Origin of the sequence: Methylibium rhizosphaerae (assembly GCF_006386545.1) — a bacterium.
Classification (GTDB): Bacteria; Pseudomonadota; Gammaproteobacteria; order Burkholderiales; family Burkholderiaceae_C; genus Pseudorivibacter; species Pseudorivibacter rhizosphaerae.
In genome coordinates, this window is the sequence record NZ_SWAR01000001.1 from 1 (window position 1) to 22,118 (window position 22,118).

At 70.1% G+C, this 22,118-nt stretch carries 18 protein-coding genes; 6 read left to right on the forward strand and 12 right to left on the reverse strand.

Annotated features, from left to right (window positions below; genetic code table 11):
• Positions 1–321 precede the first annotated feature (321 nt).
• On the forward strand, positions 322–1,488 hold the full coding sequence (locus E8D38_RS00005) for a sensor histidine kinase (RefSeq protein ID WP_140625671.1): 1,167 nt from the start codon (positions 322–324) through the stop codon (positions 1,486–1,488).
• An 18-nt stretch (positions 1,489–1,506) separates the two neighbouring features.
• Here E8D38_RS00005 and E8D38_RS00010 read toward each other — a convergent pair whose 3' ends face one another.
• Positions 1,507–2,649, reverse strand: a complete 1,143-nt coding sequence (locus E8D38_RS00010; RefSeq protein WP_140625672.1) for an ATP-binding response regulator — start codon at positions 2,647–2,649, stop codon at positions 1,507–1,509.
• Positions 2,646–3,068, reverse strand: a complete 423-nt coding sequence (locus tag E8D38_RS00015; protein ID WP_140625673.1) for a response regulator — start codon at positions 3,066–3,068, stop codon at positions 2,646–2,648. The genes E8D38_RS00010 and E8D38_RS00015 overlap by 4 nt, the downstream gene beginning before the upstream one ends.
• A gap of 163 nt (positions 3,069–3,231) precedes the next feature.
• Between E8D38_RS00015 and E8D38_RS00020 the strand changes: the two genes are divergently transcribed.
• The 3 genes from E8D38_RS00020 to E8D38_RS00030 all read left to right on the forward strand — a co-directional run bounded on the left by E8D38_RS00020 (position 3,232) and on the right by E8D38_RS00030 (position 8,364).
• Positions 3,232–4,395: an efflux RND transporter periplasmic adaptor subunit gene (locus E8D38_RS00020; RefSeq protein ID WP_246099275.1), complete on the forward strand. Its 1,164-nt coding sequence runs from the start codon at positions 3,232–3,234 to the stop codon at positions 4,393–4,395.
• Complete coding sequence (locus E8D38_RS00025; protein ID WP_140625674.1) at positions 4,392–7,469, forward strand: efflux RND transporter permease subunit; 3,078 nt, start codon at positions 4,392–4,394, stop codon at positions 7,467–7,469. Before E8D38_RS00020 ends, E8D38_RS00025 begins: the two co-directional genes overlap by 4 nt.
• 61 nt (positions 7,470–7,530) lie before the next feature.
• The gene (locus E8D38_RS00030) at positions 7,531–8,364 is read left to right on the forward strand and encodes a MipA/OmpV family protein (protein ID WP_140625675.1); all 834 of its coding nucleotides are present in this window, start codon (positions 7,531–7,533) and stop codon (positions 8,362–8,364) included.
• A 2-nt stretch (positions 8,365–8,366) separates the two neighbouring features.
• Here E8D38_RS00030 and E8D38_RS00035 read toward each other — a convergent pair whose 3' ends face one another.
• Positions 8,367–9,272, reverse strand: coding sequence for a LysR family transcriptional regulator (locus tag E8D38_RS00035; protein ID WP_140625676.1), 906 nt, complete (start codon positions 9,270–9,272; stop codon positions 8,367–8,369).
• Positions 9,273–9,395: 123 nt separating this feature from the next.
• On the opposite strand from E8D38_RS00035, the gene E8D38_RS00040 reads away from it, so the two are divergent.
• Complete coding sequence (locus E8D38_RS00040; protein WP_140625677.1) at positions 9,396–10,571, forward strand: alpha-hydroxy acid oxidase; 1,176 nt, start codon at positions 9,396–9,398, stop codon at positions 10,569–10,571.
• A gap of 41 nt (positions 10,572–10,612) precedes the next feature.
• Here the strand turns inward: E8D38_RS00040 and E8D38_RS00045 are convergent, their stop codons facing one another.
• The 3 genes from E8D38_RS00045 to E8D38_RS00055 form a co-directional block, all read right to left on the reverse strand.
• The gene (locus E8D38_RS00045) at positions 10,613–11,530 is read right to left on the reverse strand and encodes an NAD(P)-dependent oxidoreductase (protein WP_140625678.1); all 918 of its coding nucleotides are present in this window, start codon (positions 11,528–11,530) and stop codon (positions 10,613–10,615) included.
• Complete coding sequence (locus E8D38_RS00050; RefSeq protein WP_140625679.1) at positions 11,530–12,228, reverse strand: RraA family protein; 699 nt, start codon at positions 12,226–12,228, stop codon at positions 11,530–11,532. The genes E8D38_RS00045 and E8D38_RS00050 overlap by 1 nt, the downstream gene beginning before the upstream one ends.
• A gap of 64 nt (positions 12,229–12,292) precedes the next feature.
• Positions 12,293–13,261 carry a Bug family tripartite tricarboxylate transporter substrate binding protein gene (locus tag E8D38_RS00055; protein WP_140625680.1) on the reverse strand — a complete coding sequence of 323 codons (969 nt, stop codon included), beginning with the start codon at positions 13,259–13,261 and terminating at the stop codon, positions 12,293–12,295.
• A 96-nt stretch (positions 13,262–13,357) separates the two neighbouring features.
• Between E8D38_RS00055 and E8D38_RS00060 the strand changes: the two genes are divergently transcribed.
• Positions 13,358–14,248, forward strand: coding sequence for a LysR family transcriptional regulator (locus E8D38_RS00060; protein WP_140625681.1), 891 nt, complete (start codon positions 13,358–13,360; stop codon positions 14,246–14,248).
• A 10-nt stretch (positions 14,249–14,258) separates the two neighbouring features.
• Here the strand turns inward: E8D38_RS00060 and dsbD are convergent, their stop codons facing one another.
• From dsbD to E8D38_RS00090, 6 genes are all read right to left on the reverse strand, one after another.
• Entirely contained in the window at positions 14,259–16,112 is a 1,854-nt protein-coding gene (gene dsbD, locus E8D38_RS00065; RefSeq protein WP_140625682.1) for a protein-disulfide reductase DsbD, read from the reverse strand.
• A 68-nt stretch (positions 16,113–16,180) separates the two neighbouring features.
• On the reverse strand, positions 16,181–17,779 hold the full coding sequence (locus E8D38_RS00070) for a glycoside hydrolase family 6 protein (protein ID WP_140625683.1): 1,599 nt from the start codon (positions 17,777–17,779) through the stop codon (positions 16,181–16,183).
• Between the two features lie 115 nt (positions 17,780–17,894).
• Positions 17,895–18,815 (reverse strand): FAD:protein FMN transferase, encoded by a 921-nt coding sequence (locus tag E8D38_RS00075; protein WP_246099277.1) that lies wholly within the window; start codon positions 18,813–18,815, stop codon positions 17,895–17,897.
• A complete protein-coding gene (locus E8D38_RS28580) occupies positions 18,812–20,599 on the reverse strand; it encodes a hypothetical protein (RefSeq protein WP_140625684.1) in 1,788 nt (595 codons plus the stop codon). The genes E8D38_RS00075 and E8D38_RS28580 overlap by 4 nt, the downstream gene beginning before the upstream one ends.
• 36 nt (positions 20,600–20,635) lie before the next feature.
• On the reverse strand, positions 20,636–21,853 hold the full coding sequence (locus tag E8D38_RS00085; RefSeq protein WP_181178865.1) for a DUF3570 domain-containing protein: 1,218 nt from the start codon (positions 21,851–21,853) through the stop codon (positions 20,636–20,638).
• The gene (locus tag E8D38_RS00090) at positions 21,840–22,115 is read right to left on the reverse strand and encodes a DUF4266 domain-containing protein (protein ID WP_246099279.1); all 276 of its coding nucleotides are present in this window, start codon (positions 22,113–22,115) and stop codon (positions 21,840–21,842) included. Before E8D38_RS00090 ends, E8D38_RS00085 begins: the two co-directional genes overlap by 14 nt.
• Between the last annotated feature and the right edge of the window lie 3 nt (positions 22,116–22,118).

Here is a 22,118-nt window from a genome sequence, read left to right on the forward strand (position 1 = left end):
GTGAGCGTTTGTGGATCCGTAGATCCTTGGCATTCGCCTTCAAACGCCCACGCTTATCGGCTGTAACTTTTTAAAGAACTGCACCCTTCGGCGCGTCGCTGACTTCGTTGTGTTGTCATCAGCTGAGCCCGCAATTATGTTGACCTTCTGGGGGGTCGTCAAGCGGTCTGCGCGAAAAAATTCAAAAAAGTTTGCGAGCCCCTCCTGGAAGTACCCGCACGACAGTCAGGCTCGCAGTCCTTGACAGCCGGCAAGCGAGCGGTGTGGCGGCACCGGCCATGCAGACATAGACTTCCCCGCAGCGATGGGAAGGTGGTGGACATGGAGCGGCCGGCAAACCTATCAGCCACGCCAGCCGATGCGCGGCCGGCGAGGATCCTCGTCGTCGATGATGTGCCGCGCAACCTCGACATCGCGGCACTGCACCTGGAGGAACGCGGCCACGAGGTCCTCGTCGCGCAAGACGGCGAAGAGGCGATTGCGCGTGCCGAACTCGTCCACCCCGACCTGATCCTGCTCGACGTGGTGATGCGCGGGCTCGACGGGCTGGAGACTTGCCGCCGCCTGAAGGCGGCCCCCGCCACCGCCGACATCCCGGTGATCTTCATGAGCGCCATGACCGAATCGGTCGACAAGCTCGCCGGATTCGCGGCGGGCGGCGTTGACTACATCACCAAGCCCATCGACGGGCCCGAGTTGCTCGCGCGCGTGGACACCCACCTGGCCCTGCACGCGCTGCGCCGGCAGCTCGCCCTGCGCAATGCCGACCTGCAGCAGGAAATCGCCATCCGCGAGCAGACCCAGGCGGCGCTCGAACGCTCGAACAAGGAGCTCGAGCAGCTGGCCTACGTGGCCTCGCACGACATGCAGGAGCCGCTGCGCATGGTGGCCAGCTATCTGCAGCTGGTCGCCAAGCGCTACCAGGGGCGGCTGGATGCAGAGGCCGATGAATTCATCGGCTACGCGGTCGACGGCGCCAAGCGCATGCAGACGCTGATCAACGACCTGCTCGCCTATTCCCGCCTGGGCACCAAGGCCCGGCCGTTCGAGCCGACCGACTGCGGCGCGCTGATGGTCACCGTGCGGCGCAACCTGCAGATCGCCATCGAGGAAAGCGGCGCCAGCATCGAATGCGAGCCGCTGCCTCTCGTACAGGGCGACCCCACGCAGCTGCTGCAGCTGTTCCAGAACCTGGTCGGCAATGCCATCAAGTTCCGGCGCCACGGGGAGCCCGTCCGGGTGCAGGTGCGAGCGCAGCGGCGCGACGAGCACTGGCACTTCTCGGTGCAGGACGACGGCATCGGCATCGCGCCCGAATACTTCGAGCGCATCTTCGTGCTGTTCCAGCGGCTGCATGGACACGGCGCCTACCCCGGCACCGGCATCGGGCTGGCCCTGTGCAAGCGGATCGTCGAGCGGCATGGCGGCCACATCGGCGTCGAGTCGTCGCCCGGCCACGGGTCGACGTTCTGGTTCACCCTTCCTTAGCCTGAGGATGGCTGCGGCTCACGGGCCCCGAGCATCCACCTCGAACGAGAACGTGGTGCCGGCCCCCGGCCGGCTCGAGACGTGCAGGTCGCCTCCCATCATCTGCACGAACTTGCGGCTGATCACCAGGCCCAATCCGGTCCCGGCGCTGCGCCGCTGCTGGCCTCCCACCTGCTCGAACGGCTGGAAGATCCGCGCCAGCTCCTCTTCGCCCATGCCCACGCCGGTGTCTTCGACCTGCACGCACAGGCGCGAAGGCGAGCGGTGGGCCACGCAAAGGCGCACATGTCCCGCGTCGGTGAACTTGACCGCGTTGTCCAGCAGGTTCAGCACGACCTGCCGCAGCCGCCGCTCATCGACGTTCAGCTTCGTCGGCAGCTCCGGGGACAGTTCGCACAGGACCCGTAGCCCGTTCCTCTGCGCAGCCTTCACCCGGATGAGCTCCACCGCCGTCTCGAACAGGCGGCGGGGCTCCACTTCGGCGGGCATCAGCTCCACCTTGCCGGCCTCGATCTTGGCCAGGTCGAGGATGTCGTTGATCAGCGCCAGCAGGTGTTCGCCGGACTCGCGAATGGCCCGCACCGCGGTCACCTGCCGTGGGTCGAGCGACCCGTCCATCTGCAGCAGCTGCGCAAAGCCGAGGATGCCGTTGAGCGGCGTTCGCAGGTCGTGGCTCATGCAGGCCAGGAAGGTGCTCTTGGCCCTGTTGGCGACCTCCGCCCGCTCCTTCGCTTCGCTGAGTTCCTGGGTCCGCCGCCGCAACGCCTCCTCGGTCTGGAACCGCCCGATCGCGTAGCGGATCGAGCGCGCGAGCTGCGGGCCGTCCACCTGTCCTTTCACCAGATAGTCCTGCGCCCCCGACTGCAGCGCCTGCACCGCCACCCCTTCGTCGGTGAGCCCGCTGAACACCACCAGCGTCGGCAGCGGCGTGCTGTCGCGCAGCCGCTGCAGCGTTGCCAGGCCGGTGCTTTCCGGCAACCCGAGATCGAGCAGCACCACGTCGAACTCTCCCGACCGCAGCGCCTGCACCCCATCGGTGAGATTCCCCGCGCAGGTGAGCCTGAAGTCCAGCGCGGTCGACTCCCCCAGCATCACCTCGATGAGCCGCGCGTCTGCCGGGTTGTCCTCGATCAGGAGGACCTTGATGGGACCGTGAGTCATTTGGGCGGCAGCGTGACGATGGTCAGCCAGAACTCCTCGATCCCCTGGACGATGCGGGTGAACTGGTCGAAGTCCACCGGTTTCGTCACGTAGCAGTTGGCGCTCAGGCTGTAGGCGCGCAACACGTCTTCCTCGGCCTGGGAGGTGGTAAGGATGACCACGGGAATCGACTTGAGCGAGGCATCGGTCTTGATGCTGGTCAAGACCTCCCGGCCGTCCTTGCGCGGCAGGTTGAGGTCGAGCAGCACCAGGTCCGGCCGAGCGGCGGCCTCGTACGGCGGGCGCCGGTAAAGGTAGTCGAGCGCGGCCTCGCCGTCGCTGACCACATTGAGCTGGTGCAGCACCTTGGCGCCCTTGAGCGCCTCGCGGGTGAGCCGCACATCGCCCGGATTGTCTTCAACCATCAGGATGTCGATCATCCTCAGCGCACCCGGGTTGCCCACTTCGTGCTCCTTGCCCCGTCGGGGGCAAGCTCACTATAGACCTGCCCCTGCCTGCGCCGGGGTCTGGGTAAACACCAACCGGAGCCACCGGGGCGGAAGGAGTGCCCGGTAAGGGTGTGGAAAGTCACGAGGCCGGACAGTGCCGTCGATTCCACAGCCGGCATTCACCGCCGCCATTCCCATGACGGGCCACCCGCAGAAGCTTGCCCTCGTTGCCGCCGGCATTGCCCTCGCCGGCGCCGCCGTGACCGTCGCGCTGGCGACGGCAGAGCGTGATGCTCCCGCCGCCGGCCCGGCGGCTACCCGCCTTCCGCCGGCATCCCTGACCGTGGCCGTGGCCCGGCTGCGCCCCGCAACGCTACCGGTTCGACTGCGCGCGAACGGCAACATCATGGCCTGGCAGGAGGCCAGCATCGGCACCGAGGCCGACGGCCTGCGCCTCGCCGAGGTCCGGGTGAACGTCGGCGACACGGTGCGCCGCGGCCAGCCGCTGGCCACACTCGCCGCCGGGCCGGTCGAAGCCGAGCTGGCCCGAAGCCGGGCAGCGGTGGCCGAGGCAGAGGCGGTGCTGGCCGAAGCGGCCGGCAATGCCGGGCGCGCTCGCGCGCTGCAGGCCAGCGGCGCCCTGTCGGCACAGCAGATCGGGCAATACCTGGGCGCGGAGCGAACCGCGCTGGCGCGGCTCGCTGCGGCCAGGGCCGCCGAGCAGGCGCAGCGACTGCGCCTGGCCCAGACACGCATCACCGCACCGGACGACGGCGTCATCTCCGCACGTGTCGCCACGGTCGGCGCGGTGGTGCCTGCAGGCCAGGAACTCTTCCGCCTGATCCGGGGCGGCCGCCTCGAATGGCGAGCCGAAGTGCCGGCCGCTGACCTCGCCCTGCTGAGGCCCGGCCAGAAGGTCACTCTCAAGCCGAGCGGCGGCAAGGTGATCGAGGGTCGGCTGCGAAAGCTCGGGCCGGTGGTCGACGCCTCCACGCGCAACGGCCTTGCCTATGTGGACCTGCTCACCGGCGACGACACCGTGCGCGCCGGCATGTTCGCACGCGGCGAGTTCGAGATCGGGTCGGACGAAGTCATGACGCTGCCGCAGGGAGCGGTGCAACTGCGCGAGGGCTTCAGCTACGTGATGCGCATCGGGCCGGACGCCCGTGTCATCCGCACCAGGGTGACCCCGGGCCGCCGCTGGAGCGACCGCATCGAGATCGTGAGCGGGCTAGACGCTTCGGACCGCATCGTCGCCTCCGGTGCGGCCTTCCTCGGAGACGGCGATCTCGTGCGTGTCATCCAGGGCGCGCAATGAACCTGAACGTTTCTTCGTGGGCGATCCGCCACCCTGTTCCGGTCATCCTGCTGTTCATCCTGCTGAGCCTTGCCGGGCTCATGGCCTTGCCGGCCATGAAGGTCCAGAGCTTTCCGGACATCGACGTGCCCACGGTCACGGTGTCGGCCGCCCTGCCCGGCGCCTCGCCGTCGCAGCTCGAAACCGAGGTCGCTCGCAAGATCGAGAACGCCGTGGCCACGCTGCCGGGCGTCAAGCACATCCGCAGCAGCCTGAGCGAGGGCGAAGCCCGCATCAGCGTCGATTTCCGCCTCGACAAGCCGCCGCAGGAGGCGGTGGACAGCGTGCGTGATGCCGTGTCGCGGGTGCGCTCCGAGCTGCCCGCCGGCCTGCGCGATCCGGTGATCAAGCGGGCCGAGATCGCCGACTCGGCGATCCTCACCTACACCGTGGCCTCTTCGCGCATGGACGACGAGGCGCTGTCCTGGTTCGTCGACAACCAGCTGTCGAAGGCCCTGCTCGCCGTGCCTGGAGTCGGCGCCGTCACCCGCGTGGGCGGCGTGAGCCGCGAAGTGCGCGTCGACCTGGACCCGGACCGGCTGCTGGCGCTGCACGCCACCGCGGCCGACATCTCCCGGCAGTTGTCGCAGGTGCAGCAGGAAGCATCGGGCGGGCGCGTCACCCTCGGCGGCACCGAGCAGTCGGTGCGCACGCTGGCCACGGTTCAGACCGCCGAGGAAGTGGGCGCCCTCGAGCTCGCCCTGGGCGACGGTCGCAGGATCCGGCTCGACCAGGTGGCCACGGTGCAGGACTCGGTGGCCGAGCCCCGGCAGGCCGCCTTCCTCGACGGCGCGCCGGTGGTCGGCTTCGAGGTCGCCCGCGCAAGAGGCGCCGGCGAGCTCGAGGTCGCGCACGGCGTGCGCCAGGTGGTGGCGCAGCTGCGCGCCCTGCATCCGGAGATCAGCGTCACCGAAGCCTTCAACGTCATCGACCAGGTCGCCGAGAACTACGACGTGTCGATGAGCCTCTTCTACGAAGGGGCCGCGCTCGCCGTGGTGGTGGTGTTCCTGTTCCTGCGCGACTGGCGCGCGACCCTGGTCGCCGCAGTGGCCCTGCCGCTGTCGGTGATCCCGAGCTTTGCCGTCATGCACGGGCTCGGCTTCAGCCTCAACATCGTGACGCTGCTGTCGCTGTCGCTGGTGGTCGGCGTGCTGGTCGACGACGCGATCGTCGAGGTCGAGAACATCGAGCGCCACCTGCTGATGGGCAAGACGCCCTTCCAGGCCTCGATGGACGCCGCCGCGGAGATCGGCCTGGCCGTGATCGCCACCACGTTCACGCTCATGGCCGTGTTCCTGCCCACCGCGTTCATGGGCGGCGTGCCCGGCAGGTTCTTCGTGCAGTTCGGCTGGACGGCGGCCATCTCGGTGTTCTTTTCGCTCGTGGTGGCCCGCCTGCTGACGCCCATGATGGCGGCCTACCTGCTGAAGTCTCCGGCCCGGCAGGCCGCTGCCGAGCCGTCCTGGATGCCCGGCTACGTGCGCCTGGCGCGCTGGTGCCTGCAGCATCGCGCGGCAACCACCACGGGTGCGGCAGCCCTCTTCGCCGGCGGGCTGGCCCTGGCAGCACTGCTGCCCGCGACCTTCATGCCGCCCGACGACGATCCGCAGACCCAGGTGACGCTGACCCTGCCCCCCGGCAGCGCCCTGGCCGACACGGTGGCCATGGCCGAACGGGCGCGCCTCACGCTCGTGCGCAACCCGCATGTGCGACTCGTGTATGCCGCCATCGGCGGCGGCAGCAGCGGCGGCGACGGCGGCCCGTCCGACGGTGCGGCCGCATCGGCCGCGAACCTGCGCACCGCCACGCTCACGCTGAAGCTGGCGCCGCGCCAGCAGCGTGGCGGCGTGACGCGCCAGGACGTCGAGGCGCAGATCCGCGAGTCGCTCGCCGTCTTGCCAGGCGTACGCGTCACGGTCGGCGCGGGCGGCTCGGGCAGCTATGTGCTGGTGCTGCACAGCGAAGACAGCCGGGCACTCGAGCGGCATGCGCTGCAGGTCGAACGCGAACTGCGCACCCTGGCCGGGGTCGCTGCGGTCACCTCCACCGCCAGCCTGGTGCGGCCCGAGTTGACCGTGCGGCCGGACTTCGCGCGTGCCGCCGACCTGGGAGTCACCTCGGCCGCCATTGCCGAGACCCTGCGCGTGGCCACCGTGGGCGACGACTCGCAGGAGCTGGCCAGGCTGAACCTGAGCGAGCGGCAGGTGCCCGTGGTGGTGCGCCTGAACGAAGCAGCGCGCCAGGACCTCGAGACGCTCAAGCGCCTGCCGGTTCCCGGCGCGCGCGGGCCGGTCGCGCTGGAGAACGTCGCCACGATGGACGTGGGGAGCGGACCGTCCGAGATCACCCGCCAGGACCGCCGGCGCAACATCAACATCGAGTTGCAGCTCGACGGCCTGGCCTTGGGCGACGTGGAGCAGGCCCTGTCGACGCTGCCCAGCCTGCAGCGGCTGCCACCGGGCATCGCGCGGGGCACGCAAGGCGACGCCGAGGAATTCGGCGAGCTGGCCGCCGGCTTCGGCCTGGCCATGCTCACCGGCGTGCTGTGCATCTACATGGTCCTGGTGCTGCTGCTCAACGACTTCGCACAGCCCGGCACCATCCTCGGTGCGCTCGTGCTGTCGGTGCCCGGGGCTGCCGTGGCCTTGTTCGTCACCGGATCGGCCCTGTCCATGCCCTCGATGATCGGCCTGGTCATGCTGATGGGCATCGCGACGAAGAACTCCATCCTGCTGGTCGACTACATCGTCATCGCCCGGCGCGACCATGGCCTCGACCGCGCGGCGGCCGTGATCGACGCCTGCCGCAAGCGGGCCCGGCCGATCCTCATGACCACGATCGCCATGGGGGCCGGCATGGCGCCCATCGCGCTGGGCTGGTCCGGCGACCCGGCCTTCCGTGCGCCGATGGCCATCGTGGTGATCGGCGGACTGGTCACCTCGACGCTGCTCAGCCTGCTGGTCGTCCCGGTCCTGTACTGCCATGTGGACGATGCCGTGCGGTGGGTCGGCACGCGGCTGGCCGGGCGGCGGTAAGTGTCCGGTAAGACGGCAGCGCCGAGCATGCGCCACCCCACCCGCTTGCGAGGACTCCTTCATGCACGCCGATCCCCTGCCAGCTTCCAGGCGCCGCAAGCGCGCCTGCGGCCCCGCGCATCTGCTTCCCGTCGTCGCCGCGCTCTTGGCCGGCGCGCCAGCCGATGCCCAGGCGCTCGGGCCAAGCGACGATGACGAGGGCGAGTCGTCGTGGGGTCTGGGCATCGGCGTGGCGAACAGCCAGAAGCCCTATGCAGGGATGGACCGCCAGACCCGGGCCGTTCCGATGATCCAGTTCCAGAACCGGTACGTCCGCATCATGGGCCCGGGCCTGGAGGTGAAGCTCCCGAGCCTGGCCCTCGGCGAGACGCAGACGCTCGAGTTCAGCCTCACCGGCCGCCGCAACATGGGCGCCGGCTACGAACCGGACGATGCGCCCGTGCTGGCCGGCATGGCCGAGCGCAAGGGCGGCTTCTGGGTGGGAGCCAAGGCCGAATGGAAGACCGGCCTGCTCAGCGTCAGCGCAGAGGCGAGCGCCGATGCCTCGGGCCACAGCAAGGGCCGCAAGTTCAGCCTGGGGGTGAGCAAGCCGTGGCACCTGGGCCGGCAGTTCATGCTCATGCCGCGGCTGGGCGTCACCTGGCACGACCGCAAGCACAACGACTACTACTTCGGGGTGCGCGATGCCGAGGCACGGCCGGATCGCCCGGCCTACCGTGCCGACGCCGGCGTGAACGTCGAGGCGGGCGTCAACGGCATCTACATGTTCGATCGGCACCACTCGGCGATGCTGGGGGTCAGCGCCACCCGCCTGTCGACGGCGGTGAAGGACAGCCCCCTGGTCGACCGCTCCAGCGAGAGCCGCGTCTTCCTCGGCTACCTCTACCGCTTCTGAAGTCAGAACAGCGTACCGGGCCCGGAGAAGTCGGCGGTCTTGCGTGCGCACTGCCGCATCAGGGCCACCAGCGGGCGCGAGTCGTCGCGGCGCCATTGGTACGAATAGGGCAGCGGCGCAAGGGCCGGCTCGGATCGCAGCGACCTCAGCAGGCCGCGCTGCTGCAAGGCCTTGGCCACCCCCTCGGGCAGCAGGCCCAGGCCGATGCCGTCGGCCAGCATGCCGGCCACCGCGCCCCAGTGGTTGCAGGTGATGCGCCGGTGCACCAGCGGCTGCGCACCGTGCGCCGCGAGCCAGTCGTCGAGGATGCGGGTGGTGCCCGCCCCCGCCGGCAGCGTGACCAGCGGCCATTGCTCGAACATGGCCGCGGTGAGCGTACGGCTTCGTGGCGCGAGGCGCGCCGCCACGCACCAGGTGAACCGGGCCTGGGCGATCGGCTGGGACGCGATGCCGCTGCGCGATGAGCGCCCTGCCACGATGGCGAAGTCGAGCTCCCCCGCCTCCACCCGCCGCTCGAGCACTTCGCCGATGTCCACATGCGGCTCCGGCGTCAGCCCCGGATGCTCCTCGAGCATGGCGGCCACGAGCCGGGGCAGCCAGGTGATCGCGCTCAGCTCCCCCACCCCGAAGCGGCACACCCCGTGCAGCCGCCCCGCTGGCCGGACCTCGAGCTTCAGCCGGTCGGCGGCCTGGAGCAGCTCCTGCACCCGCGGCACCAGCCGGCTACCCGCGTCGGTGAGCGCGGCCCGGTGTCCGGTGCGGTCGAACAGCGGCTCGCCCAGCGAGTCCTCGAGCTCGGCAATGCGCTTGGACAGCGACGAGAGCGACAGGTGCAGCCGCTGCGCCGCGACGGCAAAGCTGGCGCAGGTGGCGGCCCAGTAGAAGGCCTCGAGCTGCTTGAGCGTCATGGCTGCGCGGGCACGGTCGGCCTTGGTTTCCGAAAAGCGAACGATACACGCGAAATCAATTCGCTTTTTTCGTCCATCTCGAACCGGTAGATTGAGCGCCAGAGCTTCCACCCGCCGACGCCCATGCCTGCTGCCACCCCCATGCCGCCCCGGCGGCTGCGCCCGCTCCTTTGCCTCGACGACTTCGAGGCCGCCGCACGCCGCCACCTGCCGCGCCCCATCTTCGGATACGTGTGCGGCGCCGCCGAGGACAACCGTTCCCTGAAGGAGAACCGGGCCTGCTTCGACGACTACGCACTGCGCCCCCGTGTGCTGGTCGACGTGTCGCGCCGCACCCAGCGCGCCGAGCTGTTCGGCACCGCCTGGTCGTCCCCCTTCGGCATCGCGCCCATGGGCCTGAGCGCGCTGTCGGCCTATCGCGGCGACATCGTGCAGGCGCGGGCGGCGCAGCAGGCCGGCATCCCGATGATCCTGAGCGGCTCGTCGCTCATCCGGATGGAAGACGTCATCGCCGCGGCGCCGGACACCTGGTTCCAGGCCTACCTGCCCGGCCGCGCCGAGCGCATCGACGCGCTGCTCGACCGCGTGGCCGGCGCCGGCTTTCGCACACTGGTGGTCACCGTGGACATCCCGGTGGCCGGCAACCGCGAGAACAACCTGCGCGCGGGCTTCTCCACGCCGCTGCGCCCGTCGCTGCGCCTCGCGCTGGACGGGTTGGCGCGACCGCGCTGGCTGCTGGGTACCTTCACCCGCACCCTGCTGCGGCACGGCATGCCGCACTTCGAGAACTCGTTCGCCGAACGCGGCGCCCCCATCCTTTCGGCCACGGTGCTGCGCGACTTCTCCGGGCGCGAGCACCTCGGCTGGGACACGCTGGCACAAGTGCGCAGGCGCTGGCGCGGCCGCCTGGTGGTCAAGGGCATCCTCGACCCGCGCGACGCGCGCCTGGCCCGCGAGCACGGTGCCGACGGACTGATCGTGTCCAACCATGCCGGCCGGCAGCTGGATGGTGCGGTGGCGCCGCTGCGCGCGCTGCCCGAGATCGTCGCAGCCGTGGACGACCTGCCGGTGATGATGGACAGCGGCATCCGCCGCGGCACCGACGTGCTGAAGGCGCTGGCGCTGGGCGCCAGGTTCGTGTTCGTCGGGCGGCCGTTCAACTACGCCGCGTCGATCGCCGGCGAAGCCGGGGTGGCACATGCCATCGGCCTGCTGCGCGACGAAGTCGACCGCGACATGGCCATGCTGGGCATCAACAGCCTGGCCGAACTTTCGCCGCAGTTCCTCGTGCGCCACTGAGGCAGCGCAGGCCGGGATCGCTCGGCCGCCCGGCCCGGCGCTCAGCGGTTCAGCACCGCCAGCGCGTTCTGCGCGGCGCCCACGCCCATCTTCACGTAGGCGTCGGCAGTGACCCCGCCGACGTGCGGGCTGAGGATGATCCGCGGCTCGTCGAGGAAGGGATGCTGCGCCGTCATCGGCTCGACGGCAAAGCTGTCGAGCCCGGCACTGTGCACCTGGCCGCCGCGCACCGCCTCCAGCAGCGCCGGCTCGTCGACCAGGCCGCCGCGTGCGGTGTTGACGATGATCACGCCCTTGCGGCAGGCCGAAAGCGTCTGCGCGTTCAGCAGCTTCGCGTTGTCGGCCGTCAGCGGGCAGTGCAGCGAGATGGCGTCCGATTCGCGCCAGATCGTCTCGAGGTCGGCCCGCTCGACGTGGGCCGGCACCTCCTTGGCATAGGGGTCGTGGCCCAGCACCCGCATGCCCATTGCGTCGGCGATGCGTGCGAAGCGCTGGCCGATCGCGCCGAGGCCGATCAACCCCACCGTGCGGCCTTCGAGTTCCACGCTCTTGTGGGTCGACTTGTCCCAGTGGCCGCCCCGCATGCGCCCGTCGAGCGCCACCACCGACTTGGCACAGGCCAGCAGCAGTGCCATCGCATGCTCGGCCACCGCTGCCGCATTGGCGCCCGAGGCCGCCACGACCTGGACGCCGCGGGCCGCGGCCGCGGGCTTGTCGATGGTGTCGGTGCCGCTGCCGTGCTTGGAGATCACCTTGAGGGCCGGCGCCGCGTCCATCGCGGCGGCGCCGACCTTGCCATAGCGCACGATGACCGCCACCGGGTCGTGTCGGCGGCACAGCGCCACGATGTCGTCCTCGGTCGGTGCCTTGCCGGCGTAGACCACCTCGTAGTCCCGCAGCAGAGCCAGCGCCGCCGGCGCGAGGTCGTTGCCGGTGACCAGGAAGACGGGCTTCTTCATCACAGCGTCTCGCCTTCCTTGATCACGCCGGCGGCGCGCAGCGCTGCGTCCAGCCAGGCCGGGCGCAGCGCCTTGCGGCTCCTGATGTCGGCGATGCGCCGGTTTTCGGCGGCCACCTTCTCCGCCGCCAGCGGCAGCATCGCCGCGGCCTTCTCGCGCTCGACGACGGTGACGCCGTCGGCGTCGCCGACGATCAGGTCGCCCGCCCGCACGGTGACACCGCCCACCGAGATCGGGTGGTTGAGGCGGCCGGGCACGTTCTTGGTGGGGCCGTTCGGGTTGAGGCCGGCGGCGAACATCGGCAGGCCGAGGGCGCGGATCGCCTCGCTGTCGCGCACCGCGCCGTCAATCACGACGGCCGCCACGCCGATGGCCGCGCACTGCTGGCACATGATCTCGCCCATCAGTGCGCTGCCGAGGTCGCCCTTGCCGTCGACGACGATCACGTCGCCCGGCTTCGCGATCGCCATGGCGGCATGGATCATCAGGTTGTCGCCGGGGCGCACCTCGACGGTCAGCGCAGGCCCGGCGAACCGCATCGACGGCGACAGCGGCGAGATGCGGCCGTGCAGCGCGCCCCGGCGGCCGGCCACGTCGGCCAGGATCGACGACGGGAACTGCGCGGCCTGGTCGATGGTGCCCGGGTCCACGCGCTCGAAGTCCCGAATCACGTCGGGCAGCGCAGCAGCTTGACTCATGCGTATCTCTCCTTGGAAACGGTACGGTGCCTCGGCCGATCAGCCGATCAGCCGATCAGCCGCATCAGTCGATGCGGGCGCCGGATTCCTTGACGACCTTGCCCCAGCGCGGGATCTCGTCCCGGATCAGCGCGGCGAACTGCTCCGGCGTACCGCCGGCGGCATCGGCGCCCTCGTCGCCCAGCTTCTTGCGCAGCTCCGGATGCTGCAGGGCCTTGTTGAATTCGGCGTTCAAACGGGCGATCACCTCCTTCGGCGTGCCGGCCGGGGCCAGCAGGCCGAACCAAGTGACGGCGTCGAAACCCTGGTAGCCCGACTCGTTGATCGTGGGCACGTTCGGCAGGTCGTCGACCCGCTTCGCCGAGGTGACCGCCAGCGCACGCAGCTTGTTGTTGCGGATCTGGCCGATCAGCGTCGGCACCGACGACATGTACAGCTCCACGCCGCCGCTGATCACGTCGGTGAGGGCCTGGGCCGCGCCCTTGTACGGGATGTGCTGGGTCTTGAAGCCGGCGGCCTTCTGGAACATCTCGCTGGTGAGATGGGCCACGGTGCCGTTGCCCGGCGACGCGAAGTTCAGCTGGCCCGGCCTGGCCTTGGCCGCGTTCACCGCATCGGCCAGGGTCTTGTAGGGCGTGCCCACGCCGGTGACCATGACCAGCGGCGCATTGGCCACCAGCACCACCGGCGCCAGGTCCTTCTGCGAGTCGTAGGGCATCTTGGCGTACAGCGTCGGGTTGATCGCCAGGTTGCTGGTCTGTCCCAGCACCAGCGTGTAGCCGTCGGCCGGCGACTTGGCCGCCGCATCGACACCCAGGTTGCCGCCCGCGCCGGGCTTGTTGTCGATCACGAAGGTCCACCCGGTGGCGGCGGCGACGCGCTGGCTGGTTTCGCGGGCGATCGTGTCGGTGCCGCCGCCGGCCGGGAACGGCACGACGAGGCGGATCGGCTTGGCCGGCCAGGCCTGCGCGAAGGCGCTGCAGCTGAGCGTGGTTGCGGCCAGCGCCAGCACGAGGCGTCGAGTCGGGTGCATGGTGATGTCTCCTGTTGTCTGTGCCCCCAGTATTGGCCCGCTCGACTATCGGGTCCAATCGATACTTTCTTCGGATCCATTCATGGAGCTTTTGCAATGGACCTGCGAGACCTGCGCTACTTCGAGACCATCGCCGAGCTGCAGCACCTGGGGCGGGCCTCCGCCCGGCTGCACCGCACGCAGCCGGCGCTGACCAGCAGCATCCGGCGGCTGGAGGCCGACTGCGGGGCGGCGCTGTTCGAGAAGGCGGGCCGGGGGATCCGGCTCACCGAGGCCGGCAAGGTGCTGCTGAAATGGGCCCAGCGCATGCGCTTCGACGTGGAGGACGCGCGGCGCGAGCTGCAGGCGATCGGCGCCGGGCTGTCCGGTCACGTGCGGATCGGCATCGTGCCCACCGCAGCGCAGTTCCTGCTGCCTTCGGTGGCCCGTCAGCTGCTGCATGAGGCGCCCGACGTCACCCTGCGCACGGTGGTCGCGCTGATCGACACGCTGAAGCCGCAGCTGCGCGCCGGCGAGCTCGACATGATGGTGGCCACCGAAACCGCTGCCGAGCCGGGCTGGGTCTCCAGGCCGCTGGCCCAGGACGACATCGTGGTGGCCGCCAGCGATCGCCATGAGGTCTTCCGCAAGCGCGCGAGCCTCAGGGACCTGAGCGCCTACTCATGGGCGCTGCAGCCCCCCGGTGCACCCACGCGCGACTGGCTCGACCACACCTTCGACCGCCAGGGCCTGCCGCGGCCGCACGTGCAGGTCGAGACCACGATGCTGCTGATGCTGCCGACGCTGATCGTGCAGACCGGGCTGCTGAGCTTCATCTCGCGGCACCACCTGCATGGGCGGGGGCGCATCGCGGGGCTCAAGGAGGTCCCGGTGAAGGGCGCGACCATGCACCGCCGGCTGGTGGTCACCTACCGGGCCAACAGCTTCCTGTCGCCGGCCGCCAGGCGCCTGCTCGAGCTGTTCGTGGCGTCGGCGAAGGACGCCTGATCCGGCATGGTCAGAGCCCGGCCGCTGCCAGGCTCGCGACGAACTGCTCGCCCGGCTGGTAGCCGATCACGCGCGCCGCTTCGATCTCTCGGCCCTGCCCGTCGAAGAACATGATGCCGGGCGGGCCGAACAGGCCGAAGCGGCGCAGCAGCGCCTTGTCCGGGGCGCCGTTGGCCGTGACGTCGGCCTGCAGCAGCACGGCGCCGGCGAGCTTGCGCCGCACCTGCGGGTCCTTGAAGGTGAAGCGTTCGTATTCCTTGCACGAGACGCACCAGTCGGCATAGAAGTCGAGCATCGCCGGCCGGCCGCCGGCGGCCTTGAGCGCCGCATCGAGCTCCTCGACGCTGGCCACGCGGCGGAACGCCAGGTGCTCTGCGGTGGCGGCCACCGCCTCGCCGCTGCCGGCGCGCGCCAGGTGCACGAGCGGCTGCAGCGGATCGCGCCCGCCGGACAGCGCGCCGACGAACTGCGCGGCCCCCACCAGCGCCAGCAGCACGCCCACGCCCTTGAAGAGGCGCTGCAGGCCGCGTGCTCCTTCGGGCAGCCGGTCGAAGGCCTGCAGGAACACGGCCACCACGAGCAGCAGGCTGCCCCAGGCCAGCATCACCGTCCAGGCGGGCAGCACCGGCGACACGAGCCAGATCGCCACCGCCAGCAGCGCCACGCCGAAGACGTGCTTCACCGATTCCATCCAGGCGCCGGCGCGCGGCAGCAGCGAGCCGGCCGAGAGCCCTGCCAGCAGCAGCGGCACGCTCATGCCGCAGGCCAGCGCAAACAGCGCCAGGCCGCCGATCACCACGTCGCGCGTCTGGCTGATGTAGACCAGGGCCCCGGCCAGCGGCGCTGCCACGCAAGGCCCCACGATGAGCGCCGACAGCCCGCCCATCACGAATACGCCGGCCAGCGTGCCGCCCCGCTGGCGCCCGGAGGCTTCGCTCACCCGGCTTTGCACCACGCCGGGCATCTGCAGCTCGTAGAAGCCGAACATCGACAGCGACAGCGCCACCAGCAGTGCCGCGAAGGCGCCCAGCACCCAGGGGTTCTGCAGCGCGGCCGCCAGGCCCTCGCCCAACAGGCCGGCGACCACGCCGAAGGCGGTGTACACCAGCGCCATGCCGAGGGAATAGCTCGCCGACAGCAGGAAGCCGCGCCCGCGCGACACCTGGCCGCCCTGCCCCACGATGATGGACGACAGGATGGGCAGCATCGGCAGCACGCAGGGCGTGAACGACAGCAGCAGGCCGGCCAGCAGGAACACGCCGCCGATGACGAGCAGGTTGCCCGACTGCAGGGCCGCCTGGATGCGGGCCGTTTCGCCGGCGGGGGCCGGGTTGGCGGGCGCCGGCGAGGCCTGCGGCGCAACCGGCTCCTGTGACGCCGCCGCCGGCGCCGCCGGCGCGACCGAGACGATGGCCGCGTCGGCCACCTTCACCTTGAGCTCCCGCGTGAGCGGCGGGTAGCACAGCCCCTTGTCGGCGCAGCCCTGGCTGGTCACCGCCAGCGCGAAAGGACCGGCGGCCCGTTCCACCGGCAGGCGCACGGTCAACACCCCCCTGTAGGTCTCGACGTCCTTGCCGAAGTTCTCGTCGAACTTCACCTTGCCGGCCGGCAGCACCGCCTCGCCGAGCGCCACGCCCGCCTGCTGCACCTCGAATGCGAAGCGCTCGCGGTACATGTAGTAGCCGGGCTCGATGTCGAAGCGCAGCTCGATCGTGTGCGCATCGGCGCGTTGCGCGCTCAGCCGGAAGGCCTGCTCGGGGTCGAGGAAGTCGCCATTGCCGGCGTAGGCGGGAGCGACCGCGGCGAAGACGGCCAGCACGCATCGCAGCAGCCACGATGCGAGTGAAAGGATTCGTTGTTGCATAGGCACCAGAGCTGAAGAGCGCGGTTCCGGGCCGCCAGGAATGCGGCCCGGAATGGAACACGAAGGACTCACTTCAAGGCCGGGTGCGCATTGCGCAGCAGCATCAGGAACTGCTCGTGGAACCAGGAGCCGGCGTGCGGCGCGCCGCTGAGCGCATCCACGTTGCCGGCGCCGCACATCGGGTCGAAGCGCTTGCCATCGCTGTTCGGCGTCGTGGCGGTGCTGTCGCTGGTGCCGTCCGAAGCGCCCGGCGGTTTCACGAAGACGAAGGCATCGAGGTACGGCCGATTCGTGTCGGGGGTGGCACGCGGACGCTCGCCGACGCCGGCGTTCCTGACGTTGCACCAGTTGCCGCGGTGGGCCCGGCGGTCGATGCGCATGTCGTCCACGTCGGCCGCAGCCGCGGCGGGCCGCCCGGCACCGCCCCAGCCGTTGCGCGAGGTGTCGACGATGAACGACAGCGTGCCCGGGAAGCCGGCCGCCATGAACTCGCTGCGCAGCCGGTCCACATAGCTCAGCTCGTCGACCATGCGGTTCCATTCGTAGAACTGCGTGGTGCCGCCGGTGCCGACGATGTTGTCGGTGCCGTCGAAGTACGGCTCGTCCAGCGGCGTGTAGTTGGCGGTGTTGGTGGCAAAACCGCGGATGACGCCCAGGCTGCCCCCCGGCGTGGCGCCCTGCACCAGCTCCTTGAAGCCGGCGATCGCCTTCGAACGGTTGTTGTCCCAGCCCAGCCAGCCCGAGTGGGCGATGTCCAGGTACATGTAGACGTTCTTCAGCGCGGCGAACTTGCCGATGGCGTAGCGGATGCCTTCGACATAGACCTTGTTCTGGTTGACCATGTCGCACACCGGCATGCCCACCCCCACGTTGGTGAGCATGTTCGGAAAGGAGTCCGGCTCGATGACGGTGACGATGCGCAGGCCCGCATAGGCCGGGCGGGCCACGATGGCGGCAATGCGGTCGATGAATTGCGCCTTGTACAAGGCCATGCCGTTGCTGGCCGACTGCAGCTCGCCGTTGGACGCGCGCGCCGCGCAGTCGCGGTCGGGCAGGTCGTACACCACCAGCGTCACCGTCAGCGGCTTGAGCGCACCGCTGCCGCTCTGCTCACGCTGCTGCGCGAGCGCCGCGTCGAGGTGCTCCACCAGGCCCATCTCGCCGCCTGCGGCCTTGTTTCCGTCAATGGCGGCGATGCGGTCCAGCCAGACGGCGGTGGGAAAGCGAGCGGCCTTGATCAGCGTGGCGTCGCTCGACGACGCCTGCACCTTGGCCAGTGAGCCTGCCACCTTGGTGCTGTAGTCGGGGTCGATGTACAGCAAGGCGTTGGCGTACGGGTTGCCGGTGGTGATGAGCTCACCACCCACCGGGCCGGGCGTCGGCGTCGGCGTCGGCGTCGGCGTCGGAGCCGGCGACGGCGTTGGAGCGGGCGGCGCGGGAGTGGGCGCAGAAGTGGGCGCGGGCGACGGCGTCGGGCTGGGAGCCGGAGTCGTGCCTGGCACGGGCGTGGGGGTCGGCGTGACGACCGGGGTGGGCGTCGGAGCCAGGGTGGGCGTGGGCGCGCTGCCCGCCGGCGGTTGCGCCGTGTTGTTGTCGTCGTTGCCGCCGCAAGCGGCCATCACGAGCGACGCAAGCAAGGCAAGCGCGGTGTTTCGCCCCTGCGTCACGCCGCCTCCTTGGCTATGTCGGACCTGGTTTGCCATGGTGTCGGGCTCCCTGAAAGTTTGTGGTTGTGTGGTGTGTGAGGAGCGCTGGGCCGTCAGGCGGTGCACCTCACCCGGATCAATACGTTCTCTGGTGTATCTGCCCGAGCGGATCGACGCTCAGGAAACCCACGCCCTGGTCGCGCAGGAAGTCATGGGCCTGTGCTCCCTTGAGCATGGCCACGGTGGACAGCGCGCCGGCCGCCAGGCAGGACGGCGCGCACACGCTGATGGATTGCCAGTGCTGCACCGGCCAGCCGGTGTGCGGGTCGAGGATGTGGCAGTAGCGCCGACCGTCGAGCTCGAAGTAGCGTTCGTAGTCGCCGCTCGTAGCCAGCCCGCCGCCGGTCAGCTCGATGCCGGCGATCACCTCGCCCGGCTTGCGCGGGTGCGCGATGCCGAGCGACCAGGCGGCGGCATCCGGCCCCGCCGCGCCAGGCGCCGCGATGCGCAGGTCGCCGCCCAGGTTGACCAGCGCGCTCACGCCGCGCTCGGCCAGCAGCGTGCCGGCACGGTCGGCCGCGTACTCCTTGCCGAAGCCGCCGAAGTCGATCTCCATGCCGGCAACGGGCAGCGCGATGAGGGGCCGGCGCCATTCAACCTTGTGCCAGCCCAGCCGCGCCAGCACCTGCCGGAGCTCGCCGGCCTGAGGCAGGCGCGCGGCACGGAAGTCCCACACCTGGCGCAGCACGCCGGTGGTGATGTCGAACAGGCCGTCGCTGTGCTCGTACATGCTGGCGGCGAAGCTGAGCAGGTCGGCGGTTTCGGCATCCACTTCGACGGCTTCTCCGCTGCCGGCCGCCGCGTTGATGCGCGAAACGATGCTGTCCGGCCGGTAGCGGGAGTACTTGGCCTCGATGCGCTGCACTTCGGCGATGGCCGCATCCACCGCCGCCCTCACCTCATGTTCATCACCGCCGCGGGTCTTGACGACGCACAGCGTGCCCATCGCCTTGAACTCGAAGGCGGCGTCCCCGGGTGATGCGGCGGCAGCGTTCACCGGCAACCGATGCGGCTGGTGTGCAAGGCCACGTCGTCGTACCAGACGGTGGTGCCGGCGCCGCTGTACTGTTCCCAGCCCAGCTTGATGTCCTTGAGCATCGGGCGCCAGTTGCCGTTGCGCAGCCAGTTGGCATCGACTTCGCCGGTCGAGGCGGCGTCGATCTGCAGGCCGCTGTGCGCGACGCCGTTGATCCAGGTCTGCAGGGTGCCGGCGGCCTGGTCGATGCCGAACTCGATGCAGTGCCACTCGTTCGGCGGCAGCCGGGTGCTCATCGCGATGCCGGCCGGGCTGAGCGACGGCACGGTGGCATCGTCCAGCTCGCGGTTCCACATGACGATGCCGCTCTGCCCGCCCATGCGCAGCTCCTTCGATTTCGTCTGGAGCATCGAGCCGTTGCTGGTGGACACCGAGCAGTCGCCGGTGCGCGCCGCGGCATCGGTGGCGTCGCACATCGACATGAAGGTGACGTGCGCATCGCCCAGGGCCTGCGACAGGCGCAGGTAGTAGCGTCCGTACACCGTGTTGCCCATCGACGCCACGATGTTGCTCGCCATGAAGGTGTGGCCGCAGTAGTTGGCGCCTGAAGTGATGCGCATCGACTTGCCGCCGCCGTGGAACTGCGCGGTATCGACCACCGCCGAGCCGCTCTTGTCGGAGCAGTTGGGCGACAGCATCACCCAGCGCGAGGCGTCGGGGCCGGAGCCGGCCGGCGTGGATTCGAAGTCGTCGCACAGGGCCATCTGCGAGCAGCTGGCCGTGGGCGCCGGCGTCGGGGTCGGCGTGGGCGTGGGAGCCGTGCCCCCGCAGCCGATGCGGCTGCCGGCCAGGGCCACGTCGTCGAGCCACACGTCGAACTGCCCCGGCGTGGCGCCACCCTGATAGAGCTGCCAGCCGATCCGGATCTGGTTGAAGGTCGGGAAGACGAAGTCGACGTTGTTGCCGCCGTGGTTCTTCGTCGACACGCTCATGTCGGGCTTGGCTTCGCCGTCGATCCACACGTTCACCGCGTTGTCGGCGGCGTTCATCTGCCATTCCATGCAGGTCCAGCGCCCGCCGGTGGTGGGCGCGGAGGTGCGCCAGTTGGTCCAGTCGCCGGTGGGACCGCCGTCGCTGCCCACGCCCCACAGCGCGTTGCCGTTGCCCATGCCGGGGATGTACTGGCCGCCCACCGGGCGCACCAGCGTGCTGTTGCCGCTGCCCTGCGCTTCCACCATCGTGAAATGCGCATAGTCGGGCCGGGTCGGGAAGCCATCGACCCACAGCCACATGCGGCCCCAGAAGCTGTTGCCCGGCGGCGCGAAGTTCCTGGGCACCAGGAAGGCCCGGCCGTTGTCCACCGTGTGCAGGTGCAGCGCGGCCTTGCCGCGCGCATGAACCGCGTCGATGGTCGCGCTGCCGTTGCCGGTCTCGATGTTCCAGTTCTGGCTCGTGGCCGTGCCGGACGCCGAGGCCTCGAAGTCCTCGCAGAAGAGGTAGCTGCCGCTCGCGCAGCCCGATGCGACCGGCGTGGGCGTCGGTGTGGCGGTCGGGGTGGGCGTCGGCACGGGGGTGGGCGCCACCGTCGGCACCGGCGTCGGAGTCGGCGTCGGTGTGACACCGGGGACCGGCGTGGGGGTCGGCGTGGGCAAAGTGGTGCCCGGCGACGAGCCGCCGCTGCCGGAGCCGAGCGACGAGCCGTCGCCGGTGTTCCAGCTGACCTTGTTTTCATTGCCGCCGCCGCAGCCGGCCAGCAGGACGGCCAGCATGGCGCCGGCCAGGGAATGTCGAAGGGGGCTATGCATGGATGGACGTGCTGCTGGTAGGCCGCGGTGGCGCGGTCAGAACTTCTTGCTCACGCCGACCTGGACGAAGTCGGCGATGAACGGGTCGATGGCCGGAGAGCCCTTGCCGAACGAGCGCCATTCGGAGCGCTGCTCGTAGCGTTCGTACTTCATGTCGGCGCTCCAGTCGCCCAGCCTCACCTCGCCCTTCAGGCCCACCGTCCACGCGCCAAAGGCGGAGAGGCGCTGGTCGGTCGAGGTGTACGTCGGCGAGCCCACCGGGCCCGGGAAGATCGACGTGTCGGCCACCGGGTCGTAGTAGAACCAGGCGGCGCGCTGCGTGTAGTAGCGCACCGACGGCGTGAGCAGGAAGGAGCCGCCCACCGGCTGCACCCAGGCCGCCTCGAAGGTGTGCGCCCGGATGCCGAAGCTGTCGTGGTAGTAGCGGTAGCTGCTGCGCAGCGTGGCGCCGAGGCTTGCGACGTGGTGGTTCCAGCGCGCCAGCATGGCGGCCTGCTTGCGCAGCCCGGGGCGGTTGTCGAACAGCTTGTACGGGTCGCTGTAGTACCCCCTGCCGTGGGAGTAGCTCAGGTTGAGCTGGGCCACGTCGTTGGCGGTGAGCGCCTGGGTGATGCCCGCCATGATCTCGGCGGTGCGCTTCTTCTTGAGCAGGTCCGGGTCGTTGCTCGAGCTGATCTTGTCGTTCGAGCTGCCCAGCCCCAGGTTGAAAGTCGTGTTGTTGTCGGCGCTGGACACCCGGCCGTCCAGCGAGAAGGCGCTGGACTTGTAGTCGTTCTCGGTCGAATGGGTGACGCCCACGCCGAGGGCGGCACGGTCGAAGTAGCGCATCACCTTCAGGTCGCCGGCGGTGCGCTTGTCTTCCATGCCCTTGTCGACGGTGGCACCCGAAACCGACGAGTAGTAGCGCGGCGTCGCGCCCGACACCTGGTCATGCACTAGCGAGCCCTCGAGGGACCAGCGGCCGGCGATGGGCGCGAGCACGTAGATCGACGGCGAATCCACCGTGATGCGCTTGAAGCTGCCAGGTTCGTTGCCGGTGTAGTCGGGATAGCGGGTGCGCACCTCCTGGCGGTCTTCGTAGTGCAGGTGCCGCAGCGACACGATGCCCTGCTCAGGGGCGCCCTGCGCCCGGGCCGCCGTGGGCAGCACGCCCGGCAGGCTCAGGGCGGCCAGCACGATGCTGCCGAGCACCCTGCCCTGGTGCTGGGACTGGGCTTCCTTGTCTGCGCGAAGGCCGGGATCAGTTGCAGCCACAACCACCTCCACCGACGCCATAGCCACCCGTCGCGTTCTCCTTGCTGGTGTAGATGTGCTGGACGTAGCTCTGGTCGAGCACGTCGGCATTCATCGTCATTTCCTTCTTGGCCAGGTTGCCCTTCTCCCAGGGCTGCGGCGGCGCATACACCGTGCAGCCTCCCATGGCGGCCAGCACGGCCCCGGCGGCGGCGGCGCGGCCGACGGCCCTTGCGAACGCTCCCAACACGTCGCTCATGTCTTTGCAGTTGTCGTTGTTCATGAT